Below are 23344 nucleotides of genomic sequence, written 5' to 3' on the forward strand. Positions count from 1 at the left end.
TCACACTGCCGCACACCCCCGCCCCGTGAACTGTGCGCCGGGGCGGGTGGTGTGGTGGGCGGTGTTTAGGCCGGTTCGACCTTGACGGTCTGGGAACGGCCACCGACGGTGACCTTGTACTGGATGGGCTCGCGCACCGCGTTCGCCGCGCCGCTGGCGGCGTCCTTTTCGCGCTGCAGCTGCTCCGGGGTCTTGCCGACGTTCTTCGGGCCCTCGTCGCGGGTCTTGAAGAAGCCGGGGGCAACACCCGGGAACAGGGCGTTGGTGAGCACGTCTTCGTCGCTGCCGTCGAAGCCTTCGAGGGCTTCGGCTTCCGCACGCAGGGTGTCCCACTCGGGGTCGAGCAGGTCCGCGGGGCGGACGGTGATCGGCTGCTTCTTGGTCTGCTCCTCAGCCTGCTTGATGAGCTCGGGGTTGCGCTCCCCGATGCACTCGCCGTAGTAGCCGAGCATGAGGTCGGCGAATTCGGCGGTCATCACCTTGTAGCGGCCCATGAGCACGTTGAACACGGCCTGGGTGCCCACGATCTGGGAGGAGGGGGTGACCAGCGGCGGGTAGCCGGCGTCCTTGCGCACGCGCGGCACCTCCTGCATGACCTCGTCGATGCGGTCGCCCGCACCCTGGGCCTTGAGCTGGCTTTCCATGTTGGACAGCATGCCGCCGGGGATCTGGGAGAGGAAGATGTTGGTGTCCACGAGGGTGGCGGACTCGAACTCGGCGTACTTGGGCCGGACGTTCTTGAAGTGGTCGCGGATCTTGATGAGGCGATCCATGTCGAGGTCCGTGGTGTAGCCGGTGCCCTCGAGCATTTCCACGAGCGACTCGGTGGGGTTGTGGCCCGGGCCGAGCGACATGGAGGAAATGGCGGTGTCGACGACGTCGGCGCCGGCTTCGATAGCCTTCATGAGGGTGACCAGGGTGACGCCGGTGGTGGAGTGGCAGTGGACGTTGATCTGGGTGTCCTCGCCGTAGGTCTCCTTGATGCCGCGGATGATGTCGTAGGCCGGCTGCGGCTTGAGCAGCGCCGCCATGTCCTTGAGCGCGATGGAGTTCGCACCCATATCAAGCAGGCGGCCGGCCTGCTTGATGTAGCCGTCCACGTCGTGCAGCGGGGAGGTGGTGTAGCAGATGGTGCCCTGGGCGTGCTTGCCGACCTTCTTCACGGCGGCCATCGCGTGCTCCAGGTTGCGGGGGTCGTTCAACGCGTCGAAGACGCGGAACACGTCCATGCCGTTCTCGGCGGACTTCTCCACGAACTTGTCGACCACCATGTCCTCGTAGTGGCGGTAGCCGAGCAGGTTCTGTCCGCGCAGCAGCATCTGCAGGCGGGAGTTGGGCATCAGCTTGCGGAAGGTCCGCAGCCGCTCCCAGGGGTCTTCGTTGAGGAATCGGATGCACGCGTCGAAGGTCGCGCCGCCCCAGCACTCCACACTCCAGTAGCCGGCCTTGTCGATGTCTTCACAGGCGGCGACCATGTCCTCCATGGCCATGCGGGTTGCCATCAGGGACTGGTGTGCGTCGCGGAGGGCGACTTCGGTGACGCCAATTTTTCGTGGGCTCATGCCTTCAAACCTAGGCCTTTTCGCCCCGGCTTCGCAGGCGCGAACAAGCCCCGAAACGACCCCACAGACGGGGCAATTCGGACACATTTCGGGCCACAAAATGTGCCCGATCGGGCATTTTCCCACGATATCGGGCTGCGCCACAGTCGCCACCGACGCGAGGAAAACCTAACTCCACCAGCAAAGAAGTGACAAACACGACAGGCTCACGGCCGTGACTTTTGCCACACAGGCGAGGAAAGTGCGCCGCACGTCGCACTCGAGCGTCGCCCCAGGCCTGCCCGCACGAGCCCCCGACACTCACCCACCGCCGGCAGATGCCACCCCGGCGGCATGCGCACTCCCCGCACACGCGCGTCCCGCACGCCACGCAGCGCACCGCCCGCGACCAGCGCAGAAAAGATCCCCCACCCCGCCCGCGACACGACCATCAGTGACAGCAGACGAGACGGCACCCCATAGTGACCCCACGCCGGACGCACGCACGCACCAACAATCCCCCACCCGGCGCGATCTCACCCGCCACTCCACCGCGGCGCGTAGCCCCGGGCCCGCGCCCGCGACCGCACGACTTCTCCTCCACGCACCTCCCCCACACACTACCCCCGATTGGTCCGACAAGTGCCGGAGCCAAACCCACACGGCGTTCAAGATGTGGGAAGCCCCCACCCGGTGCGCACGACGCCCCGGGGCGCAGCAAGCACCTCGCCACCGCGGCAGCAGACCCGCGCCCCGGGGACCGCGCGCAGAGCTTTAGGCCCGCCCCTGCAGCGTCCACCCCTGCGGCAGCAGTGCCTGCACGTCGGCCTGCGCCTGGGCGCGCACCGCCTCCCACATCTCCGGCGAGGTCGCCTGATCCGGCGGGGTGGTTCGCCGCGTGTGGTGACTGTACTGGCCCGGCATGACATCCACGCCGACGGTCGACTCCGCGAGGAACGCCAAACGACGCCCACCAACAGCCGGGCTCGTCATCACCCGGTGCGCCACCGGGTTGTCGTACAGCCGGCGCAGCGGGTTCGTCGTCGTGTGCGCGAACTGGCTGGCGATGACCCCAGGGTGGAAACTCACCCCGAAGATCCCTTCCGCGGCCAGACGCCGGGACAGCTCCTGGGCGTGGAGAATGTTGAGCAGCTTGCCGTTGCCGTAAGCGGCCTGCGAATCAGCCCTCAGGCCCTGGATATCGTCCTGGTCCAGGTCGGAGAACATCCGGGCGGCAATACTCGCGGTGTTCACCACCAACCCCAGGCCCCGGGACAGCTGGGGGCGCAGCCACTCGGTGAGCAACCACCCGGCGAGGAAGTTCACCTGGTAGGCCATCGGCAGCTGATTGGTGGACAGCTCACGATCGGCAAAAATCCCGCCTGCGTTGTTGCACAGCACATCAATCCGGTCGGTGAGCTGAGCGATCTCCGCCGCCAGGCGGGGGATGCTCTCCAGGTCGGCGTAGTCGGCCACCAGCCCCGGCACCGACAACTCGGCGGCGATGCGGGCAGTCTTCTCAGGGTCGCGGCCCACGAGGATCAGCCTGTGCCCCCGGCCCGAGAGAATGCGGGCAGCCTCCGCCCCGATGCCGGAGGAGGCGCCGGTGATCACAATCGTGCGGGGCGCGCAGCGCGGCTCCGCCCGGCGCGCCAGCGAATCGACCTGGGTGCGAGCCCTGCGGAGAACACCCCGCGCCCGCCCCATGAGCCCACCGCTGTGGGCGTCCTGCGGGGTGGTGCCGGTGGGGTCAGAGGTGGTGGTGGAATGCAACTGTCCTGACATGCCTTTCACCCTAGTAGCGCGCCCCGGCTTTCGTCCCGGGGAGCGGGCTTGTCGGGTGCCGGCACGTCGGGGCGCGGGGCGGGCGCGCGCCCCGACGGAGTGGGTGGCGCGGGGGTGCGGTGCCGCTTTAGTCCGCGGCGGCGAAGCGGATCGCCATGCGCCCATCGACGCGGCCGCGGCGCAGGTCCTCCAGGGCCTGGTTGACCTCCTCAATGGCGCATTCCGTCACCGTGGGGCGGACCTTGCCCCGGGAGTAGAAGTCGATCGCTTCGGCCAGGTCCTGGCGGGTGCCCAGCAGGGAGCCCCGGATGGTGAGCCCCTTGAAGACGATGTCGAAGATGGGGGCGGGGAACTCCCCCGGGGGCAGGCCATTGAACACGATCGTGCCGCCGGTACGCGCCATGTGGATGGCCTGGCCGAAGGCCTGCTCGTGGACGGCGGTGACGAGCACCCCGTGGGATCCACCGCCGGTGTACTCGACGACCGCCGCACCGGGGTCGGTGTCCCGGGCGTTGACGGTGAACTCCGCACCGTGGCGGCGCGCGAGCTCCAGCTTGTCGTCGGCGATATCAATCGCGATGACCCGCATGCCCATGGCCACCGCGTACTGGACGGCGATGTGGCCCAAGCCGCCGACGCCGCTGATGACCATGAACTGACCGGGGCGCACCCCCGTCTCTTTGAGCCCCTTGTACACCGTGACACCGGCGCAGAGGATCGGAGCGATCTCCGCGGGGTCGGCGTCGGCGGGCACCCGCGCACAGTAGCGGGTGTCGACGAGCATGTACTCGCCGAAGGAACCGGGCACCGTGTAGCCGCCCAGCTTCGCCGTCGGGCAGTAATTTTCCCGGCCGGTGCGGCACTGCTCGCAGGTGCCGCAGGCTTCCCACAACACGACACTGCCGACGCGGGAACCGACCTCGATGTCGTTGTGCTCCCCGGGGCCCAAGGCGACGACCTCGCCGACGCCCTCGTGGCCGGGGATGAGCGGCAGCACCGGCTTGACGGGCCAGTCGCCCTCGATGGCGTGCAGGTCGGAGTGGCACACACCCGTGGCGAGCACCTTGACCAGGGCCTGGTTGTGGCCGGGGGTGGGCAGGTCGACGAGTTTCACGTCGACGGTGGGGCCGAACTTCTCGGCGACGGCGGCGGTGAAACGCTCCGGGGCAGATGCATGCGCAGTGGTCATGGGAAACCTCCAAGGAAGAGAAAGAGAGACGACAAGAGAAGAGAAGAAGTGAAGAGAGACAGGAAGAAGAGAGAAGAAGAGAGAAAAGGGAGGGGACGAAGGCAGCGGCACGTGCTACCGGGCCGCGCGTCCCCCGCCCCGCGCGAGTGCTGAGCGCTGTCCCCTCACGCGGGGCAGGGGCGGGGTGCGGCTCGCTAGTAGCGGATCGCCATGCGGCCGTCGACGCCGCCGGTGCGCAGCCGCTCAAACACCTCGTTGACGTCGTCGAGGCTGCACTCGGCGACCGTCGGGTGGATGAGGCCCCGGGCGTAGAAGTCCAGCGCCTCCGCCAGGTCCTGGCGGGTGCCGACGAGGGAGCCGCGGATGGTGAGCCCCTTGAAGACGATGTCGAAAATCGGGGCGGGGAACTCCCCCGGGGGCAGGCCGTTGAAGACAATGGTGCCGCCGGTGCGTGCCATGTGGATGGCCTGGCCGAAGGCCTTCTCGTGGACGGCGGTGACGAGCACGCCGTGGGCGCCGCCGCCGGTGTACTCGGCCACCGCGGTGCCGGGGTCGGTGTCCCGGGCGTTGACGGTGAACTCCGCGCCGTGGCGGCGCGCGAGCTCCAGCTTGTCGTCGGAAATGTCCACCGCGATGACTCGCATGCCCATGGCCACCGCGTACTGGACGGCGATGTGGCCCAGGCCGCCGACGCCGCTGATGACGACGAACTGGCCGGGGCGGGTTTCCGTCACCTTGAGCCCCTTGTACACCGTGACACCGGCGCACAAGATCGGGGCGACCTCCAGGAGGTCGGCGCCGTCGGGGATGCGGGCGCAGTAGCGGGTGTCGACGAGCATGTACTCGCCGAAGGAGCCGTTCTTGGTGTAGCCGCCGTACTCGGCGTTCGGGCAGTAGGTCTCCCGGCCGGTGCGGCAGTACTCGCAGGAGCCGCAGGCGGACCACAGCCACACGTTGCCCACCATGGAGCCCACCTCGATATCGGCGTGCTCCCCGGGGCCCAGGGCGACGACCTCGCCGACGCCCTCGTGGCCGGGCACGAACGGCAGGCCCGGCTTGACGGGCCAGTCGCCCTCCACGGCGTGCAGGTCGGTGTGGCAGATGCCGGAGGTGTGCAGCTTGACCAGGGCCTCGTTGCGCCCCGGGGTCGGCAGCGAAATCTCGGAGATGGTGACACTCGGGCCGAAGTTCTCGGCGACGGCGGCGTGGAACTGCTCAGGCGTGTTCTGGTTCGACATGGGAAAGACCTCCAGGGATGAAAAAGAGTGGGAAGAAGATGGAAGGGAACACACCACTCGCGGCGACCGTGCGCCCCAGCGCCCCGGCAACCCCGTGGGGGTTGCGTGTCAGCGCCGTCCCCTTCGGGGGCTGAGGGCCACCGTGTGGGGCGCTGCAGCGGGTGATGGCACCACCCAACCACGCACAGCACTGTGTTCGCCACCACTTTTTGGCGTGCATGCGCTGCACTACCCCCGCCGTTTGCCCGCTGCGGATTTTCATTAAGGCATGTGCCATGCACACCGCAACCATTAACAACGCTGCAAAGCCCCGCACCAGTTTTCACCGGTTGCCAAAAAATCACCCCCGCTGACCCCACGCCTCTCCCCTGCCGGAGCCTCCCCCTGTCGCCGCACATCCGCTACACCCCAGCGGGCGCCCCCGGCGCAGTGCCCCCTCCCCATCGACGCGCACACCCGCCCTTGGGGTGCGCGGGCAGCAGCGCCCGGCCCCAGGGGCGGGTGTGAGTTAAGTGCGACGGGGTGCGCTTAGCGCGCGGCGTAGTACTCCTGGCCGGCGACGGTCGCCGGCAGCGTCAGCTCCGGGGTAATCCCGGACTCAGGAGCCAGGCCCAGGTGCTCCAGGGCGACGCGGAGCTGCTCGGCCGCATCCACGTTGAGCGGCCCGGAGGTCCACATCGCGTACGGCAGGTTGATGAAGCGGTTCTCCTTCACCGCCGGCAGATCCTTGGTGGCCGGGTTGCTGCGCAGCTGCGCGACCTTCTCCTCGAAGGTCTGGCCGGGGTAGTCGACGAAGACGAAGAAATCGGGGGCACTGGCGGCAAGCTTCTCCCAGGAGACGTTCACCCAGGTGTCGTCCACGTCGGCGGCGGCGTTGGTGGCGCCGGCGGCCTCAAGGATGGCGTTCGGTGCGCCGAACTTCCCGGAGGTAAACACCGTGTCGGTGCCGGTGTCGAACACGAAGCCCACGGGGGTGTGCTCCGGCTTCGGCGCGCTCGTCACGGCCTGCAGGCGGCTCTTCTGCTCCTCGATGGCGGCGGCCGCGACGTCCTCGTGGCCGGTAATCGCACCAATGTTTTCAATGTCGATGAGCACCGCCTCCCAGGGGTCGATGGTGCCGCGCGCCTCCGAGCCGGCCTTCCGGCAGGCTTCCGTCAACTGGTAGGTGGCAATCCCCTGCTCGGCGAGCGTGTCCGGGGTAATGCCCTTGCCCTCGTCAAGGCCGTAGCCGTAGCCCGCGAAGTACACCTGCGGGCTGGCCGCCACGATCTGCTCGAAGGAGGGGTACTCCTCGCTCACCTCGTGGAGGGAAGAAATGACGTCCGCACCGTACTTTTCGCTCAACAGGTCGGCGCTCTTCAGGTAGGCGACATCCTTAATCTGATCGCGGGCGCCGGCGGACAGGGCGATGGCGATGTTGTTGCCATCGTTGATGAACATCCGCTCGGTCTTGGGGAAGGTGAGCTCCTCCCCACAGTTGGTGACGGTCACGGTCTCCGCGGAGGCCGCCTGCTCGGAGCCGGCATCGGAACCGCAGGCCACGAGCAGCCCGGCGCCGAGGCTCACCCCCGCGAGCAGTGCCGCCCGCCGCAGCGCACGCGCGCCACGGGACGAAGACACAGTAGACACAGCCGAGGACGAACGGGAAGAACTCACAGACACAGACATGAAACAAACTCCTTTGGTTGAAGGCAACAGGACACCGAAGAGAAAAGGGGGGGAAGGAAACAGGGGGAAGAAAGAGGAGGACAGAAGGGGAAGAAGGGGAAAACAGAAGAGACGGACACGGACAACCCCGCCGGCACCGGGCGGCACGCGCCTCGCCGGGCGGGGCGGCTAGAGAGTGTCGACGATGAGATGGAGGTGCTCCGCGCCATCCGGGCGGGCGCGGACCGCACCGACGTCGAAGGCGCGGCGTACCGTCTCCCGGGTGAGGACCTCCGCGGGCGGGCCCGCGGCCAGCATCCCGCCCTCGCCCAGCACCACCACCTGGTCGAAGAAGCACATCGCCAAGTCCAGGTCGTGGACCGTGGCCAGAATCGTGCGCCCCGTCCCGGCCAACAGCTGCAGCAAGTGCAGCTGGTGGTGCACGTCGAGGTGGTTGGTCGGCTCATCGAGCAACACCACCGGGGTGGTTTGCGCCAGCCCCCGGGCGATGACCGCCCGGCGGCGCTGCCCGCCGGACAGCTGCCCCAGCGGCCTGTCGGCGAGCGCCAACAAATCCACCTTCGCCAGGGCATCGTCGACGATGCGGCGGTCCTCCTTCGAGCCCAGCGCCCAGCTCGCCCGGTAGGGCAGCCGCCCAAGCTGCACGACCTCCCGGATGCTCAGGTCGGCGGGCGGGAGTTCCTCCTGCCCCACCAGGGTGAGCACCCGGGCGCGTGCCCGGTGCTTCAGCCGCGTGACATCACGCCCGCCGACGAGCACCTCGCCGGCGGCGGGTGCGCTGAGCCCGGCGATGGTGCGCAGCAGCGTGGACTTGCCGACACCGTTGACGCCGATGAGCGCGGTGCGGCTGCCGGCGGGGACGGTGAAGGAGATGTCGCGCAGCAGCATCCCCTCCCCGCCCGGGGCGCCCGCCCGGCGGGTAGCACCCGGGGTCGCGACGCTCACCGCTGTGATGCGGAGTTCTTGTGCGACGTCGCCCATTAGCTCTCACCGCCGAACTGGAAGCGGCCTCGGCCCATGAGCAGCAGGAACAGCGGTGCCCCCAGCACGCCCGTGACCACGCCGAGCGGGATCTCCTGCGGGGGCGCGGACACCCGGGCGATGACGTCGACCCACAGCAGGAACAACGCGCCCGACAGCGCGGCGACGGGCAGCACATGGCGGTGCAGGGAGCCAGTCATGAGCCGGGCGACGTGCGGGATCACCAAACCGACGAACCCAATGCCGCCGGCCACCGCCACCATGGCACCCACCATGAGCGCCTGGAGGAAGAACAGGCCCTGGCGCAGCAGGGTGACATTGACGCCGAGTGCTGCGGCCGTATCGGGCCCCTGCGCCAGCGCATCCAGCGGGCCGTGCAGCGCCAGCAGCACCACGAAGCTCAGCACGACGACCGCGGTGGGCAGCAGCAGCTTGTCCCAGCGGCCGCCCGCAACGGAGCCCAGCATCCAGAACATCACGCCCTGCGCGGCACGCGCATCGGGCCCTTTGAAGACGAGGAAACTCGCCGCCGCAGAAAACGCCGAGGACAACACCACGCCGGTGAGGATGAGCCGCAGCGGGGTGAGCCCACCCTGTGCCATCGTCACGAGGTACACGGTCGCCGTCGCCGCAATCGCGCCGACGAGCGCACCGCCACTTAAGGCATAGAGCCCGAAGGAACTGAACATCCCCATCGTGAGCACCGCTGTCGCACCCACCGACGCCCCGGAGCTCACGCCCAGGAGGTAGGGGTCCGCCAACGGATTACGGACGAGGGTTTGCATCGCCACGCCCGCCAGCGCCAAACCGGCGCCGACGACCAGGGCCAGCACCCCGCGTGGGGCACGCAGGTCCCACACCACGGCATCCATCGCCGCATCGGGGCCCCGCCCGCCCTGCAGGTGGGCGGCCACGACGGCGAACACGTCGTGGTTGCTGTAGGCCACAGACCCGAACGTTAAAGAAACAACGAAACTCGCGGCGATCGCGATGAGAAGGGCAAGACAGACCACGACGGTCTTCGCCCCGGAAAAGGCACGGTGCGCCATAGGTGGTTCTCGCAGACAAGACAAAGTCACAGGTGCGCGCACGAAAGGACGCGTTCGTGGCGCACGGGCACAAGCCAGCTGGTCGGTCTTCGGACTCGCATCACTCCCGCCACCCCGTGGCGCACCCACCCCACACCCCACGGCCACCCCACCACAGGGGGTGGGGCCGCGCGGGATCATGAGGACTCTAATGCTGCGTCACAAAGGGTGGCCGCGTGGCACCCGCCCACCTTCCCGGCCCGGCGGCGATTGCCGAAGCCAGTGGTCGCACCATCGCCCACACACCGCACCCACAGGGCACGGTGTGCCCCCACCCTGGTGCCACGCCGTGCGCAGAAGCGCACACGACAGCAGGACAAAAAGGGGCGGGATAACCCAAGTTCACAAGGCGATGAGGGCGGGTGACACTCGTGATGTCACCGCTGCGCGTCAGTTCCGGATTTGCACCGGATTCCCTGGTCACTCCCAGCTGGAAAAAACACTGCATCTCTTCCAAGCCCCCAGACACTCCGGGCAGGGACGCCCGGCGAGGGATAAGAAGAGATGCACTTGTCACCATAACCCCCCATCCGGGGGCAGTCCAAGCATCCCGCTACCCCCACCGCGCCCCGCGGGCCCGCGTGCCCCACACGGTCCCCACAGCGTCGACGCGAAGGCCCCACGCTCTCCACGGGTTCTCCACGGGTCCTCCCCGTGTTCTCCCCGTGGTGTCACGGCCCCCACACCCCGCTGTGCGGAACAAAGACCGCCGCCGCCCGCAGAGATGCGGACGGCGGCGGGGGAAGCCCACAGGGCACCACGGCTCTACGGGCGGACACGGCCCCTGGGGGCCGTGGGGCAGGTTAGGCGCTGTAGCGCTCGTTGACGCGGCGGCTAGCCTGACGGCCCGGGTGGGCGGCATCGGCGGCAGCCTCAGTGGGGTGGCCCATCGCGACGACGAGGGCGATGCCACGATCCTCACGGCCGCCGAGGCCGATGAGCTCCTTGACGGTCTCCTCGTTCCAACCGGTGGTCGGGCTGGTTGCCAGGCCCTCCATGGCGGCGGCCATGAGGCCGAAACCGGCAGCGAGCATCGCGTCCTTCATGGCCATCTCGCGGAGCACGTCCGCGGGCAGGTCGGCCTTCATGCCGGCGACGCGCTCCAGGTAGGACTCCGGCAAGATCTCGGAGGCATCCTCCGGGATGGCCTCAGTGCGGGCGACGAAGATCAGCACGGTGTCGGCGGCGGCGAACTGCGGCTGCCCGGAGGTCTCCGTGAGCTTGTTCTTGGTCTCCGCATCGCGCACCACGACGACGTCGCGCAGCTGCAGGTTGAAAGCGGACGGGGCCTCGAGGGCGGCGTCGACGACGCGGTCGAGGACGTCGGCAGCGATCGGCTGGTCAGCGTACTCGCGGATCGCGCGGCGACCCTTGACTGCGGAGTGGAATTCGGCGGCAGCGGCGGTGGGGGCAGAGTTCGTCATGGAGGACAACATCCTTACAAGATTCAGTGTGGGAGAAAACAACACCCTACATGCTTCTCCCCCGCCTGCGGCGGCGGGTGTCCACACAGAGGCGGTGGACGGTGACAAGCACGTCGGGGTGCCAGCTGCACTGCGCAGCTGTCGACGTATCGGTTCAACCCTTGAGCGTCCCGCAACGTTCCCGCATTTGTTGAAGTGTCACCCAATTCACAGTGTGCTGACACCGACCACCGGCCCACAGCCTCGCCTGCTGCGCCGCCACCACAGCCGCCAAAACCCCCACGACCTCCCCTCATCAGCGGCTAGAAGAACTCGATCTTGCTAGCATGTGACGACAACCATCTCGCATAGCCCCCGCGAGAAACCACACTTGGGCGCACGGCCCTCATTCCACCCGGATCACGCTCAGGAACACCCCGTGTCCAACACCTGGTTCCCCCTCATCATGTTTGCGGCCTGCGCAATCCTGTGCGCCACCGCCATCCCCGCCACACGGACACGCACACCCCGCCACCCGCTCGTCGTCCACCCCTCCCGCGCCGCCACCTCCTGGTTTGCTGCCGCAACCGTCGCTTACGCGGTCGCGACAGCACTGCTGTTCACCGCAGTGCCGGCGGCGGTGATCTACGGGCTCGGCATCGTCGGTCTCGTCACCGCCGCCACAGGAGCCGCTGCCGCGGGCTACACAGTGGGACAGCGGCGGTAGCTGCGCGCGGGCGCTACCGCTATGCCGGACCATGCCCGAAGGCGCCGCCCGCGCGATTGCCACGGGAGATTTCCAGACTGACAGATTGACACCCTGGCCCGAGCCGCAAGCTCACCCCACACACAACCCCAGGGTGACAGATTGACACCCTGGCCCAAGCCGCAGGCCCACCCCACACACAACCCCAGGGTGACAGAATGACACCCTGGCCCAAGCCGCAGGCCCACCCCACACACAACCCCAGGGTGACAGATTGACACCCTGGACGTGAGGTGGGCGTTGCCTTTAGCGACACACGCGGGTTAAGTGTCAAAAGGTGTGTATGAAGCCCTCGATTTACCCGCCCCTACCAGCGGGAACACGCGAAGTTTAATCTTTTCGAGCATATACACGGCCCTGAACACCTAAATCCACCCATCGAGTCCGAAGCTGTGCTATACGTGCGCCAAGACCGGGCAACGCTTGAAAAAGCGTAGCTGACGTGCAGAGATGTGTGACGCAGGCTCTTTGAGTACGTCGGGTATCGGGCGCGCGGAATCGCTCACGCTGCGAAGGCGCCACATGGCGCTGTGCGCCTCAAACGCCCCTCCTGAGCCTCGAAGCTGATGGCGGCTGCGGAGGGCCGATCAAGGGGCCCATGTCGCCTCATGCAGCCCGAATACGCCCGCCTGAGTGCCACAGGAGGATCCGGCTCGACTGCTGTGGTTGGGGCGCGCGGCATGTTGGTGCCGCAGCCGAGCGCAACACGCCGGCGTACACACTTTTTGACACTTAACCCACACACGCCGCCCAGACACACATTGTGTCGTTTAACCCGATTTTGTCGTTCCCCCCGAGCAGGCATGCAGAAGACCCCCTCTCAAGCTGAGAGGGGGTCTTCATTCAACGTGGTAGCGGGGGCAGGATTTGAACCTACGACCTCTGGGTTACACTCCGTGCTCCCCCGGGCAATCCTGGCACTCGAACGTGGACTGCATCGATGCAGCCGCCTCTGGCCTTGGATTATTTTTTTACACCACGTGGCACCAAAGTACCTAGGCGGCGCTGCGCCGAGTGGACTAGGTTCCATGACGCCGCCCGGGGAGCACGTCCCTAGCGCCCGAAGCTCGCGACCGGCTGTAGATGTAAGTGAATGCTTATCACTGACCGTCCACATCTCAAACCGATCCCGCCTGCGTGGGTCGAACCCGTCCGAGACTGGGAACTTCGCCTACGCGCCGAAGGCAAACGCGAAGCCACCGTCGATGTCCGCATCCGGCACATCCGGCGACTGGCAAGAGACCTCGGAGACACCGCCCCTGAAGTCGTCACGGAAGCGGACCTAGTGCGATGGGCAGGCAGTCAAACCTGGGCGCCCGAGACCCGGCACGCCTATTACATGTCGGTGACAGCGTTCTATGGCTGGCACTCCGAAAGCACGGGCCACAACCCTGCCGAACGGATCATGTGTGGAATCTCACGTCAGCAGCCTCCCCCGCGCCCTACCCCCGAAGCGGCAGTCCTCCAGGCGCTCGCGAACGCGAAGCCTCGCACGGAACTCATCATCCGCCTTGCGGCAGAGCTAGGGCTTCGCTGCGCAGAAATCGCGCAAGTGCATACCCGCGACCTAGCCAGAAGCAAAGACGGGTGGGCGCTCACCGTGCATGGGAAAGGTGGCAAAGTTCGCATCCTCCCTGTGCCAGCCCCACTGGCACGCATGTTGACCCGCGAGCGCGAACAAGGCTTCGTCTTCCCCGGCAAAGTCAACGGGCATCTGTCATCGCGACACGTATCCAAGCTTGCTCGACAAGTCCTCCCCGCGCCGTGGAACCTGCACTCTCTCCGACACCGATTCGCGACCATCGCCTACGTCAACGGAGGGCACGACCTCATCGCGCTCCAGCAAGCACTGGGACACGGCAACGTCGCCACCACCCAGCGCTACACACAATGTGATTCCTCGGCGCTCGCCCGCCTCGTCACAGCTACATCCCTAACCTGAAAGGACACCACCCATGACCAAGAAGATCGCCGTCTGCAACCTGAAGGGCGGTACCGGAAAGACCACGACCAGCATCCTGCTCGCGACCGCGCTCGCAGACCTCGGGCACAGCGTCATCGTCTACGATGCCGACCCCCAGGGTTCCGCCTCTGCGTGGGCAGAGTACGCCGAAGAGACCCAGGCCCTGCCGTTCACCGTAGCTGCGGCAAATATGCGCACTATGAAGGGCGGCGCGCGCGAAGACTTCGTCCTCATCGATTGCCCTCCCGGCTACCCCCAGATCATCGATGCGGCAATCGATGCCGCTGACTTCGTCCTCGTGCCTACCGGGCACTCTAGCCTCGACGCAGACCGCGTGTGGTCCATCCTGGAGACCCTCCGCGATACGCAGAACGGTCAAGGGCGCGCGCTTGGTGGAGCGGTGCTTATGACTGCCGCCAACCCTCGTACCGTCAGCTACCGAGAGATGGACGCCGCGATGCGCGAAGAAGGCTTCACTGTTGCGCCGGTGGTTATCCCCCAGCGCGAGGCTCTCAAGCACATGGTCGGCACCCGCCCGGAGGGCGACCTACACGGATACCGCGAGCTGGCAGACTACATCGTCGAAGTGCTGAGCTAGCCCCACCACCACCGACACCACTAAGGAGATCCCCATGGCAACCGGCCCTATGCGTAAGACGGTCAAGGCGACCGACGAGATGCGCGAACGTGCTAAGCAGCTCAACGACGACAACCGTGTCCGTGTAGTCTTCCGCGTTCCTCCGGAGCTGCGCAAGACCATCAAGCGTGTCGCGCTCGAGGAGGACATCACCGTCAATGACCTGATGCTCCAGGCCATTGAACTTCGTCTGGCCCAGAGTGAAGCTGGGTCGCGCACTACGAAGAAAGACAACTAGGTACCTTGGTGTCTAGTCTCCTAGACACCAAGCCAACTCGGCTCACTGGCACCACGCTATGAATCACGAAAGGACCCGCCACCATGGCCACCTACCACTTCAACATCTCTGATCCCGACACCGGGGTCACCTACTACCTCTACGACCACCGGGAGCTCAAGCAGGCGCTCGACTGCCTCTACGTCGGGGAGGACACTAACTCCACCCTCGTCGAGTCCCTCGCGGTGTTCACCAACATTGATCCCCAGGGCCTGGGCCATGTCCAGGAGTTTCTCAGCGGGCTGACGGGTGTCCTCATCGAACCCTGCGGCGAAGAAACTCAGCGCTGGTGGGACGAAGGGCTGAAGCTGCCTAGGTCCGCATTCGGCATCGAGGAAGAGATGGAGCGACTCAGGGCCTTGAACAAGAAGCTGAAGGAAGACCCTGCCAACGCCCGCTATTACGAGTATCGGAAAGAGGCGCTCGCGCTTGCCGAGTCTGAGCGCTACAAGGCCACCGGCGGCACCCCTGACACCGACCTGTTCAGCCTCACCAAGGTCGATTGGATGCGTGCCTACGTCAAGCTCAACAACGGCGACATCTGGCTGGAAACGTTGACTAGCGCTTACCTCGACCTGATGGAGTACGCCTTTGAGTACTACGGCGAATGGGAGGTTCCGTATCCCCGCAGCTGGCACTACGCCCAGTCGAAGGTGATCGCCGAGCACATCGGCCCGCTCACGGAGGACTATCGCTACGAGATGGAGGCCCGTTTCGAGGCCATCAACATGGTCATGCCGTAGCCCCCACCTGGTTAAGCCTCAGAGATATTCCGTCTCTGAGGCTTCCTGTTTTCCCAGCGTATGAAAAAAGTGCTTGCGAGAGATCTTCCGATCTTCCACAGTCAGTACAGACCACTGTCCGACTAGCGAGAGGATCATAGATGGCCCGCAGGGAAAAGCAGCCTGAGAACCAACTCACTCTGTTCGAATTCAGAGGAGAAGGCCAAGTTGAGTTCACGCACGAAGAACAAGTGCCGCAGCCGCAACAGCAGGGGCGCGTTGATCAGCTGCCGGAGGGAGAAGCTGCCCAGGTTGTAGTTCAGCGGCATACGCTGGCCCCTCCCCGAACGGTCGTCGACGCCCACCGCGTTGATGCAAGCCGTGTGGCTACCGTTGAGCAGCCGACGCAGCGAACCGACGAGCGTCCGGCGAAGGCCTACCGGAAGTCTCCTGTGCCTGAGGCTCCCGAGGCTGGCGAACTGGCCTGGGTAGAGACGAAAAAGGGCGAGTACGACTTCTACGTCTTCGATCCCTACGACGACGATGTCACCGGCTGGACGCGCGTCGACTCGCTTCCTGGCCCCCTCGCTGGCTCCTTGACCATCCGCAGCTCCAGCGCGCTCGACCGGCGCCTCGCGCTCATGGAGCTGCTTGCGACTGCGCGCCGTGCCCAGGCCAGTAACAGCACCAAGGCGCTGGACGAGTTGTCCACGCTGTACGGCGACTACGTCTACGAGCACGGGCCGATTCACAAGCAAGCCGTCCCGCCGTCTGAGCGTGCTGGCTACTCGCCGAACTGGGAGGACAATCTCTCCCGTGCCCGCGAGCAGTCCGGCAGCACTGATGCACAAGCTGGAAGTCCCGAGGAGGCTGAGGCTATCGCGAAGGCGATGGCGCGCAAGGTTCGTGCGACGCGCGATCTCTCGGTCTTCAATCGCTCGGCGCGTCAGGTTTTTGCACAGATCGAGGACTACGACTTCTCCACTGGAGCAAACCGGCCCGGAAGCCTCCTCGACCCCCAGGTGGAAGCCCGCGCAGTCCTCCTCACGGACCTTGCTGACGCTACTGTCGCGCAGCCTGCAACCGCCGATGTTTCACTGGATGAGACCACGCGCCAGCAAGACGCTTTGGCACCAAGTCAATCTGGCACCACCGCGCCGAGCGAGCAGGATGCCCCGGCCCCAGAGGCACCCCGCTCTAAGGTCGCCGACGATCAGCCCGTCGATGAGTGGGTGTTTGAGGTCAAGCGCACCGAGATCAACGTTACGGCTGACGGCGAAAGCATCGAGCAGTTCGAGGTTGACGAGGACGGCAATCGCCTAGATGCTGCCGAGCAGCCTACCGACGAAGCAGGCGCGGAGGATGCAGCGAGCGAGGTCTACGAAGCCGAGGAGGAGATCCCTGGCTTTGACATCGACGGCATCTGGCTCGACGCCACCAACATGGACCACTGGGAGGCCGGAACCGCCACGGTGGTCTCCGGCATCAACGAACGTGTCTACGAGACTGAGTACCTTGACATTATCCTGCACGAGGACTACACCGCCGACGGCGAGGTAGAACTCTACGTTCAGCTCCGCGACGAGTGGTTCGACGACCACCCCGAGTTTGAACGCGACTTCATTGAAGCAACAAGCGGCCTGGAGACTGACTTCGACCTCCTGGACACTTGGCTCGACCCGGACAACTGGCGACAGTTCCTCAGCGACCGGCAGACCGTGGTGGAAGAGACTGTTCGCCTCCGCCGCGAGGAAGGCCTCTCGTTCGAGCAGGCGGCATCCCAGGCGCAGCGCTTGCTGGTGGGCGGCACGGATCCTGTTACTTCGCCCGACGACGGCCAAGGCGTCACTGCGCCTAGTACGTCTGACGCCCCGACCACCAGTAGCCAAGGCACCTCTGCGCCTACCGGCCAAGACACCGTGTCTCGCAGTGAACAAGGTGACACCGTGGCTGGTGGTGAGTCCTCCAACGAATCCTCCCAGGCTGTCGCCCCGGCGGGTGAAGAGAGCGTTGAGGACGATCTCCCGGACATGGAAGAAGTGCTGCGGAGCATCGCCGCAAGCGCCCCACAGCGCATGGGGGAGCCTGTGCGCTTTGAGCGCGGTGATCTGATGCCGCCTAGCGGTCCAAAGGCTCGTGCGCGCGCCAATATGGACGCCATCAGGCTTCTGCACCAGCTCAACGAAGAGGGGCGCTGGGCCACCCGTGAAGAACAGCAGATGCTCGCGCGGTACTCGGCTTGGGGCAAGTGTGCAGAGATCTTCAACGAAGCTAACCCGAAGTGGGTGAACGAGCGCAACGAGCTACGTGCGCTGGTCGGCGACGATGCGCTCTATGCGGAGCTGAAAGCCACTGTGCTCACCGCCTACTACACCCCGGCAGAAGTTACGACCGCCATGTGGGACGTGCTCAAAGAGGCCGGGTACGAGGACGTCAAGGGTGTCCAGCGTGTGCTCGAGCCTGGTAGCGGTATCGGGGGTCTAATGGAGCACGCCCCGTCCACCACCCGCATGGTTGGTGTGGAACTGGACCCGATTGCAGCCTCTATCTCCTCCTACCTGTACCCGAATGCGACCATCGTCAACGCAGGGTTCCAGGACGTCGAAGAGCCGGAGGCAAGCTTTCACGCGGCTGTGGGCAACGTTCCTTATGCAGACGTCAGCCCGTACGATCCGGTGAACAATCGGCAGAATTTCCGGGTTCACGACTACTTTCTCACCAAGTCCTCCGGCCTGGTTGCTCCCGGTGGATACCAGGTCATGCTGACGTCGACCGGCACTGCCGACAAACTCGATGACCGTGCGCGACGCGCGCTAGCCGAGGAGATGGACGTCATCTCTGCTGTGCGTCTCCCAGAAGGTACGTTCAACGCTGAGGCAGGCACGGACGCAGGAGCAGATCTGCTGGTGCTTCGCCGCAGGCTCCCTGGCGAGGAGCCGTTGCCGTCAACCCAGGAATTCCTCGGCTCAAGCACCGTGCGGTTCAACGGGGCACAGCACCAAATCAATGCTTACTTCCAGAAGCATCCCGATCACGTGCTCGGTGTGCTTGCCAATGAGAGTGGCCGGTTTGGTACCCGGTTGGCTGTGAAGCCGCTGGAAAATAAGCCCCTCGGACAGCATATTGTGGAGACGGTTTCCCGCGACATCCGTAGCCTAGGCGACCGAGGGCGATACGCCCCGGAGGTCGTCGAGGTCGAGAATCCTGCGCAGGTGCGGCTGCGGACTGAGCGCCAAGCTATTGAAGGAGAAGTGCGTTACGAGCGCGCAGGGGCAAAGACTACCTTCTACACGATGGGGCAAACCGACTGGCAAGTCGCTCAAGTGCCGAAGAGCCGGACTGTTGAGACCATCGCGCTTATCGATCTACGTGAGACTGCGCTGCGGCTGCGTAGTGCATACGCTCAGGCCAACGGTCTGGACACCGAGGACGTGGTGGAGCTGCGCAGCCTCCTGAACCAGCAGTACGACGAGTACGTGGAAGCGTTCGGGCCTATCAACCGGTTTGACCGCCCGCCTGCGCGCGTGCCGTCCAAGAAGCGTCAAGAGGTCAGGTACCAGGACTTCCTTGCTCAATGGCAGCAGGACAACCAGTACACTTCCGACACGCTCCCCGACGCTGAGACGGAGGCAGAGATGCGCCGAATGGCTGCTGAGAAGGAGGTCCGGGATACCAAGGAACAGCCTCATCTGAAGGTGTTCGAAGCAGACCCGATGCTCGCGGCGCTGATTTCCTTGGAAGACTTCGATGAGCTGACCCAGGTGGCAAGAAAGTCTGCGGTCTTCGTCAAGGACCCTGCCCGCCGTGAGATGGAGCTGAAGCGCACCGATAACCTGCGTGACGCAGCCTCAGCGGTGCGGGCACGTACCGGCAGTCTCGACGTAGGTGCCATCGCTGAGCTGATGGATATCAGCCTCGAAGACGTCGAGCGCCGCCTTGTGGAAGAGAAGATCGCTTACCGTGATCCTGGCAACCCTGACTCCTTTATCCCTGCCGTCTCCTACACGTCTGGCATGGTTCGTGACAAGCTCCGCGAGGCCAGGGAAGCCGCCGAGAAAGACCCCCGCTTCGAAGCTAACGTCGAGGCTCTGCGCGAGGTCCAGCCTGAGCGAATCGAGGAGGGCATCAACGTTTCTATTGGCGTGGGTTGGCTGCCGACGAAGTACTACCAGGAGTACCTAGCGGACAGGATCGGCGGTCGTCCGCAGGAATGGGACATCATTTCCTACGACGGGCGTCTCAAGATGGAGCAGGATGTTGTCTCCCGCATCTACGGCAATAACCGCTCAAACGCCACTATTGCCTTCGACACGGACTTTGGCGTGCTAATTAAGCCGCACCATTCTCCAAACTTTTCCAATTCACTCTTTGGAGCACGGGAATGCAGCAATGAGGGTCTTGCCGCCGAGCGTCCCTCGCGCGGCGTCGTCAAGGGCGGTGTGTCGATCTTTGAGGACATGCTCATGGGTCGAAACAGCCGAATCAACAATTCGAAGGAGTACCAAGAACGCTTCGGCGGCTCTAAGCTCAACGCCGAAGCGACCAGGCTTGCAGCCCGCCAGGCTAAGCGTATTCAGGCAGACTTCGAGGAGTGGCTTTGGGACGACGCTGAGCGCAGGCGCGAGGTCATCGACCTCTACAACAACCTGCACAACAACTACCGCGCGCCGGAATATGATGGCTCCGCCCGCGAGCTGCCGGGATTGGGCGAGGACTTTACTCCCTACTCCTACCAGCGCAACGCCGTCGAACGCATTGTCAATGAGTCGACCGTTCTGCTGAACCACGTCGTGGGTGCGGGCAAGACGGGCACAATGTTCATGGGTGCCATGGAGCTAAAGCGTCTTGGCGCCATCCAGCAGCCGTGGATCGTGGTGCCGAATCACCTTGTTGAGCAGGTGACGCGAGAGGCTGCACAGTGGTACCCCGGCGCTAAAGTCCTGTCGGCGACCGGAGTAAGCTCTGCGGCGCAAAAGCGGCGCTTCCTCGGGCAGACCATGGCTGCCGATTGGGACATGGTGGTGGTCTCGCAATCAGTCTTCGATGACGTCGAAGCCTCCCACTCGTACCGCGAGCAGTACATGAGCGAGTCGCTGAACCGCATGTACGCCGACATCATTGGCCTCAACAAGACCGGTGGCGCATCGGCTAAGAGCATTAAGGCATTGACCCGCCAGCTGGAGCAGCGCACGGAGCGCCTCCGGAAGCTGGTGAAGGACGATAAACCGGACGCGATCCCTTTCGAAGCTCTGAACGTGGACTACCTCATGCTCGACGAGGCTCACATGTATAAGAACTTGGAGCGCTTCTCGGAGAACCCTGAGATTGGTCACTCGGGTTCGCAGCGCGCGGCAGGCCTCGATATGAAGCTGGGAATTCTGCGTGAAAAGGCCCAGAATGCAGGCCTTGACCCCGCAAAAACGCCGATTGCGACGTTTGCGACGGGCACCCCAATTGCAAACAACTACGCGGAGATGTGGGTGCTTGCGCATTACCTGACTCCCGACAAGCTTGAAGCAGCAGGCCTGGAGTCCGTGGGCTTCTACTCGTCCCAGTACCTGCGCAATGAAGAAGTCGTCGAGATTCGCCCCACCGGCACCGGGCTGATGAGCAAGACGCGTACGACCGGCTATCTCAATATGCCGGAGCTGGTGCGTCTCAACAGCTCCTTCATGGACACCGTGACCAGCCAGGATTTGGACCTGAAGCTCCCCCAAGTCGGCGAGGACGGCAAGAACACCATCATCACGTTCACCCCCGAACAGACGGTGGTCGACGCCATGCTGGACCTCTCGCTCCGTGTCGCGGAGATGAAGGGTTCCAAGGGGAAGGAGGATATCGACAACACCCTCAAAGCGATGTCTGATGGGCAGAAGATCACGCTCCATCCTCGGCTCGCGAACATCCGAACCAATCAGCAGTCTCAGCGCGTCATTGAGGTCGCTAAACAGGTCACGCGGATCTGGAACGAGAACAAGGACAAGGAGTACCCGAAAGTCTCTGGCGAAGGGATGCACCCGAATAAGGGAGCGTTGCAGGTGGTCTTCTGTGACACCGGCACCCCGAAGCAGGACGGCAGCTTCTCGATGTACAAGGCGATGAAAGACGAATTTGTCGCCCGCGGGATGGACCCGAGCCGCATCGCTTTTGTCCACGACTGGGACCAGGACCGTGGAACGCTGTGGAGGCGCTGCAACGATGGCGAGCTGGATGTGCTGATCGGCTCAACCCAGAAGATGGGTACCGGCGCAAACATCCAGCGCCGTCTGATCGCCCTGCACCACGTTGATGTGCCGTGGCGACCGGCCGACCTTGAGCAGCGCGAGGGCCGCATCAAGCGGCAAGGCAATCTCAATGAGCGCGTAGAGATCCTCAACTACGTCGCGTCGAACACCCTCGACTCAGTGCGTTGGCAGCAGCTCGAACGCAAGCAGGTCGGAGTGCAGCAGCTGCTCTCCGGCACGCTGGAGGCTCGTCATATTGACACCGAGGTCGAGGACGTCGCCGGGCAGTACGCACAAATGAAGGCCTTTGCCACGGGTGACACCCGCTATATCAAGGCCGAGGAACTGCGCAAGACTGTTGCCGACCTTGAAGGCGAGCTGGCCCAGCACGAGGCGTTGAAGAAACAGCAGGTGGAGAACTACCGCTTCGACCAGCGCCGTGCCGAGCGACTCACCGGCGAAATCGAAAGCATCGAGGCATTCCAGACAGCTCTTCATCTGGAGAAGAGCAACAAGGAGCTGCTGGACACCATCAGCTCCACGTACCAGCACCCCTCACTCAAAGGCGACAGCCCTGCCACGATGTTCCTGCGCGTCCTGGATGGGCGAGGAAGTGGCACCTTCAGCCTTGGAGGCAGAGCATTCACCGTCGAGTTCAGCAGGGAGCTGAACGGGATCCTCGGAAACTTCGGCGTCCGTGTGACCCCCAAGGACTTTCCGAACGTCCCTCCGTTGGAGATCAAGCACGCAGACATCGAAGCTGCCGTGGATTCCACCTACTCGAGCGAGCGTTTGCAGGAGACCGATTCCGACAGAAAACCCGGTGCACCTCTGAAATCCACGCCCGCAGCTCGCGGCCTGCTTCAGCGCCTCGACAACTGGCTGGGAGCACAAGAGACCCGACTGATGAGCCGTCGCTTCGAGCTGGAGGACATCCAGGGACGACTCGACGGATACTCGGTGGCACCCGACCAGGAGTTCCCCAAGATTGCCGACCTTGAGATCGCCCGCGACGAGCTGGAGGAGGTTGAATCCCAGCTGCGAGCAATGGAGGAGAGCGAAGAGTTCCAAACCCGCCGTGCGGAGCAGCTGGACCGCCTCGCGAAGCAGGGGCGCACTCCACGGTGGACTCTGCGCGCCTCCCCCACGCAGGGCTACGCGAAAAAAGTCTGGGGACTCGACGACAGGGATGTCCTGTCTGCCATGCAGTCCAACTACGAGTGGGCACTCGAGAAGGGATACGAGGTACCCCCTCTGTCCCCGGAGAACTTGCCGTTCCATATCGATGCACTCGACCCCGACTTCGATTGGGAGCGGGGGGAGTCACCCTCGAGGGGGTTCGGGCTAGAGCAACTCCAAGAGCAGGCAGAAGCACTCTATGCCGACGCGGTCAATACTCTCAACCCCGAGGCCACGGCAGACAACGAGGCAGACGAGTGGGATGATCACGCCCCTGCCGAGGCCGAAGAGTACGAGGCGTAAGAAGTTCTCCAAAACCCCACGCGGCACGTATGGCGGCTGCTAGGGTGGTGTCCACACAGGTGGGGTTGGCTACACTCCAGCCACGCCTACCTGTGTCGGCACCTAGTCCCCGTGGTGCTGTACGGCGTCGAGCACAGCTCCGCCAACCTCCTACCCCGAGGGAGGGATAAGAAGGTCCCTGGCCACATCTTGGTCAGGGACCTTCTTCTATCTCGAAAGCGCCTGAGACGCAAAGGCCACACGGGGGTAACACTATTCGCCTTGACCAGTACCTATGTCACCATCGGGGGTAGTTTACGTAAACTGCCCTTGACGGGTTAAACCTAGTTGCCTAGCATGGTGAGTGTTCGCAAGGTTGACTTCAACCGATTCGCAACGCC

Annotated in this window: 14 protein-coding genes; 6 read left to right on the forward strand and 8 right to left on the reverse strand. The window is 64.7% G+C overall.

All coding sequences use genetic code 11. The features are described 5' to 3' along the window. Positions 1-65 precede the first annotated feature (65 nt). The 8 genes from C1Y63_RS06065 to C1Y63_RS06100 all read right to left on the reverse strand — a co-directional run bounded on the left by C1Y63_RS06065 (position 66) and on the right by C1Y63_RS06100 (position 10914). Positions 66-1562: a methylmalonyl-CoA carboxytransferase subunit 5S gene (locus C1Y63_RS06065; protein ID WP_106015579.1), complete on the reverse strand. Its 1497-nt coding sequence runs from the start codon at positions 1560-1562 to the stop codon at positions 66-68. A gap of 753 nt (positions 1563-2315) precedes the next feature. Further along, entirely contained in the window at positions 2316-3326 is a 1011-nt protein-coding gene (locus tag C1Y63_RS06070) for an SDR family NAD(P)-dependent oxidoreductase (RefSeq protein ID WP_106015580.1), read from the reverse strand. Positions 3327-3453: 127 nt separating this feature from the next. Further along, positions 3454-4515 carry a zinc-dependent alcohol dehydrogenase gene (locus C1Y63_RS06075; protein ID WP_106015581.1) on the reverse strand — a complete coding sequence of 354 codons (1062 nt, stop codon included), beginning with the start codon at positions 4513-4515 and terminating at the stop codon, positions 3454-3456. 194 nt (positions 4516-4709) lie between these two features. Further along, positions 4710-5753: a zinc-dependent alcohol dehydrogenase gene (locus tag C1Y63_RS06080; protein ID WP_106015582.1), complete on the reverse strand. Its 1044-nt coding sequence runs from the start codon at positions 5751-5753 to the stop codon at positions 4710-4712. A 528-nt stretch (positions 5754-6281) separates the two neighbouring features. After that, a complete protein-coding gene (locus tag C1Y63_RS06085; protein WP_233195609.1) occupies positions 6282-7346 on the reverse strand; it encodes an ABC transporter substrate-binding protein in 1065 nt (354 codons plus the stop codon). Positions 7347-7589: 243 nt separating this feature from the next. Next, positions 7590-8309, reverse strand: coding sequence for an ABC transporter ATP-binding protein (locus C1Y63_RS06090; protein ID WP_106015634.1), 720 nt, complete (start codon positions 8307-8309; stop codon positions 7590-7592). 92 nt (positions 8310-8401) lie between these two features. Next, entirely contained in the window at positions 8402-9451 is a 1050-nt protein-coding gene (locus C1Y63_RS06095) for an iron ABC transporter permease (protein WP_106015584.1), read from the reverse strand. Positions 9452-10293: 842 nt separating this feature from the next. Beyond that, positions 10294-10914 (reverse strand): nitroreductase family protein, encoded by a 621-nt coding sequence (locus tag C1Y63_RS06100; RefSeq protein WP_106015585.1) that lies wholly within the window; start codon positions 10912-10914, stop codon positions 10294-10296. 418 nt (positions 10915-11332) lie between these two features. Here C1Y63_RS06100 and C1Y63_RS06105 point away from each other — a divergent pair, with 418 nt between their 5' ends. The 6 genes from C1Y63_RS06105 (at position 11333) to C1Y63_RS06130 (ending at position 22964) form a co-directional block, all read left to right on the forward strand. Next, on the forward strand, positions 11333-11620 hold the full coding sequence (locus C1Y63_RS06105; RefSeq protein ID WP_106015586.1) for a hypothetical protein: 288 nt from the start codon (positions 11333-11335) through the stop codon (positions 11618-11620). 1132 nt (positions 11621-12752) lie between these two features. Further along, positions 12753-13601, forward strand: a complete 849-nt coding sequence (locus tag C1Y63_RS06110) for a tyrosine-type recombinase/integrase (RefSeq protein WP_199189068.1) — start codon at positions 12753-12755, stop codon at positions 13599-13601. 13 nt (positions 13602-13614) lie between these two features. Next, a complete protein-coding gene (locus C1Y63_RS06115) occupies positions 13615-14220 on the forward strand; it encodes a ParA family protein (protein WP_106015587.1) in 606 nt (201 codons plus the stop codon). A 34-nt stretch (positions 14221-14254) separates the two neighbouring features. Beyond that, a complete protein-coding gene (locus C1Y63_RS06120) occupies positions 14255-14497 on the forward strand; it encodes a hypothetical protein (protein ID WP_106015588.1) in 243 nt (80 codons plus the stop codon). Positions 14498-14580: 83 nt separating this feature from the next. After that, positions 14581-15279, forward strand: coding sequence for a hypothetical protein (locus C1Y63_RS06125; RefSeq protein ID WP_106015589.1), 699 nt, complete (start codon positions 14581-14583; stop codon positions 15277-15279). A 140-nt stretch (positions 15280-15419) separates the two neighbouring features. Further along, complete coding sequence (locus tag C1Y63_RS06130; protein ID WP_146128878.1) at positions 15420-22964, forward strand: DEAD/DEAH box helicase family protein; 7545 nt, start codon at positions 15420-15422, stop codon at positions 22962-22964. Positions 22965-23344: the final 380 nt, after the last annotated feature.

The sequence above is a fragment of the Corynebacterium sp. 13CS0277 genome (assembly GCF_002994655.1).
GTDB lineage: Bacteria > Actinomycetota > Actinomycetes > Mycobacteriales > Mycobacteriaceae > Corynebacterium.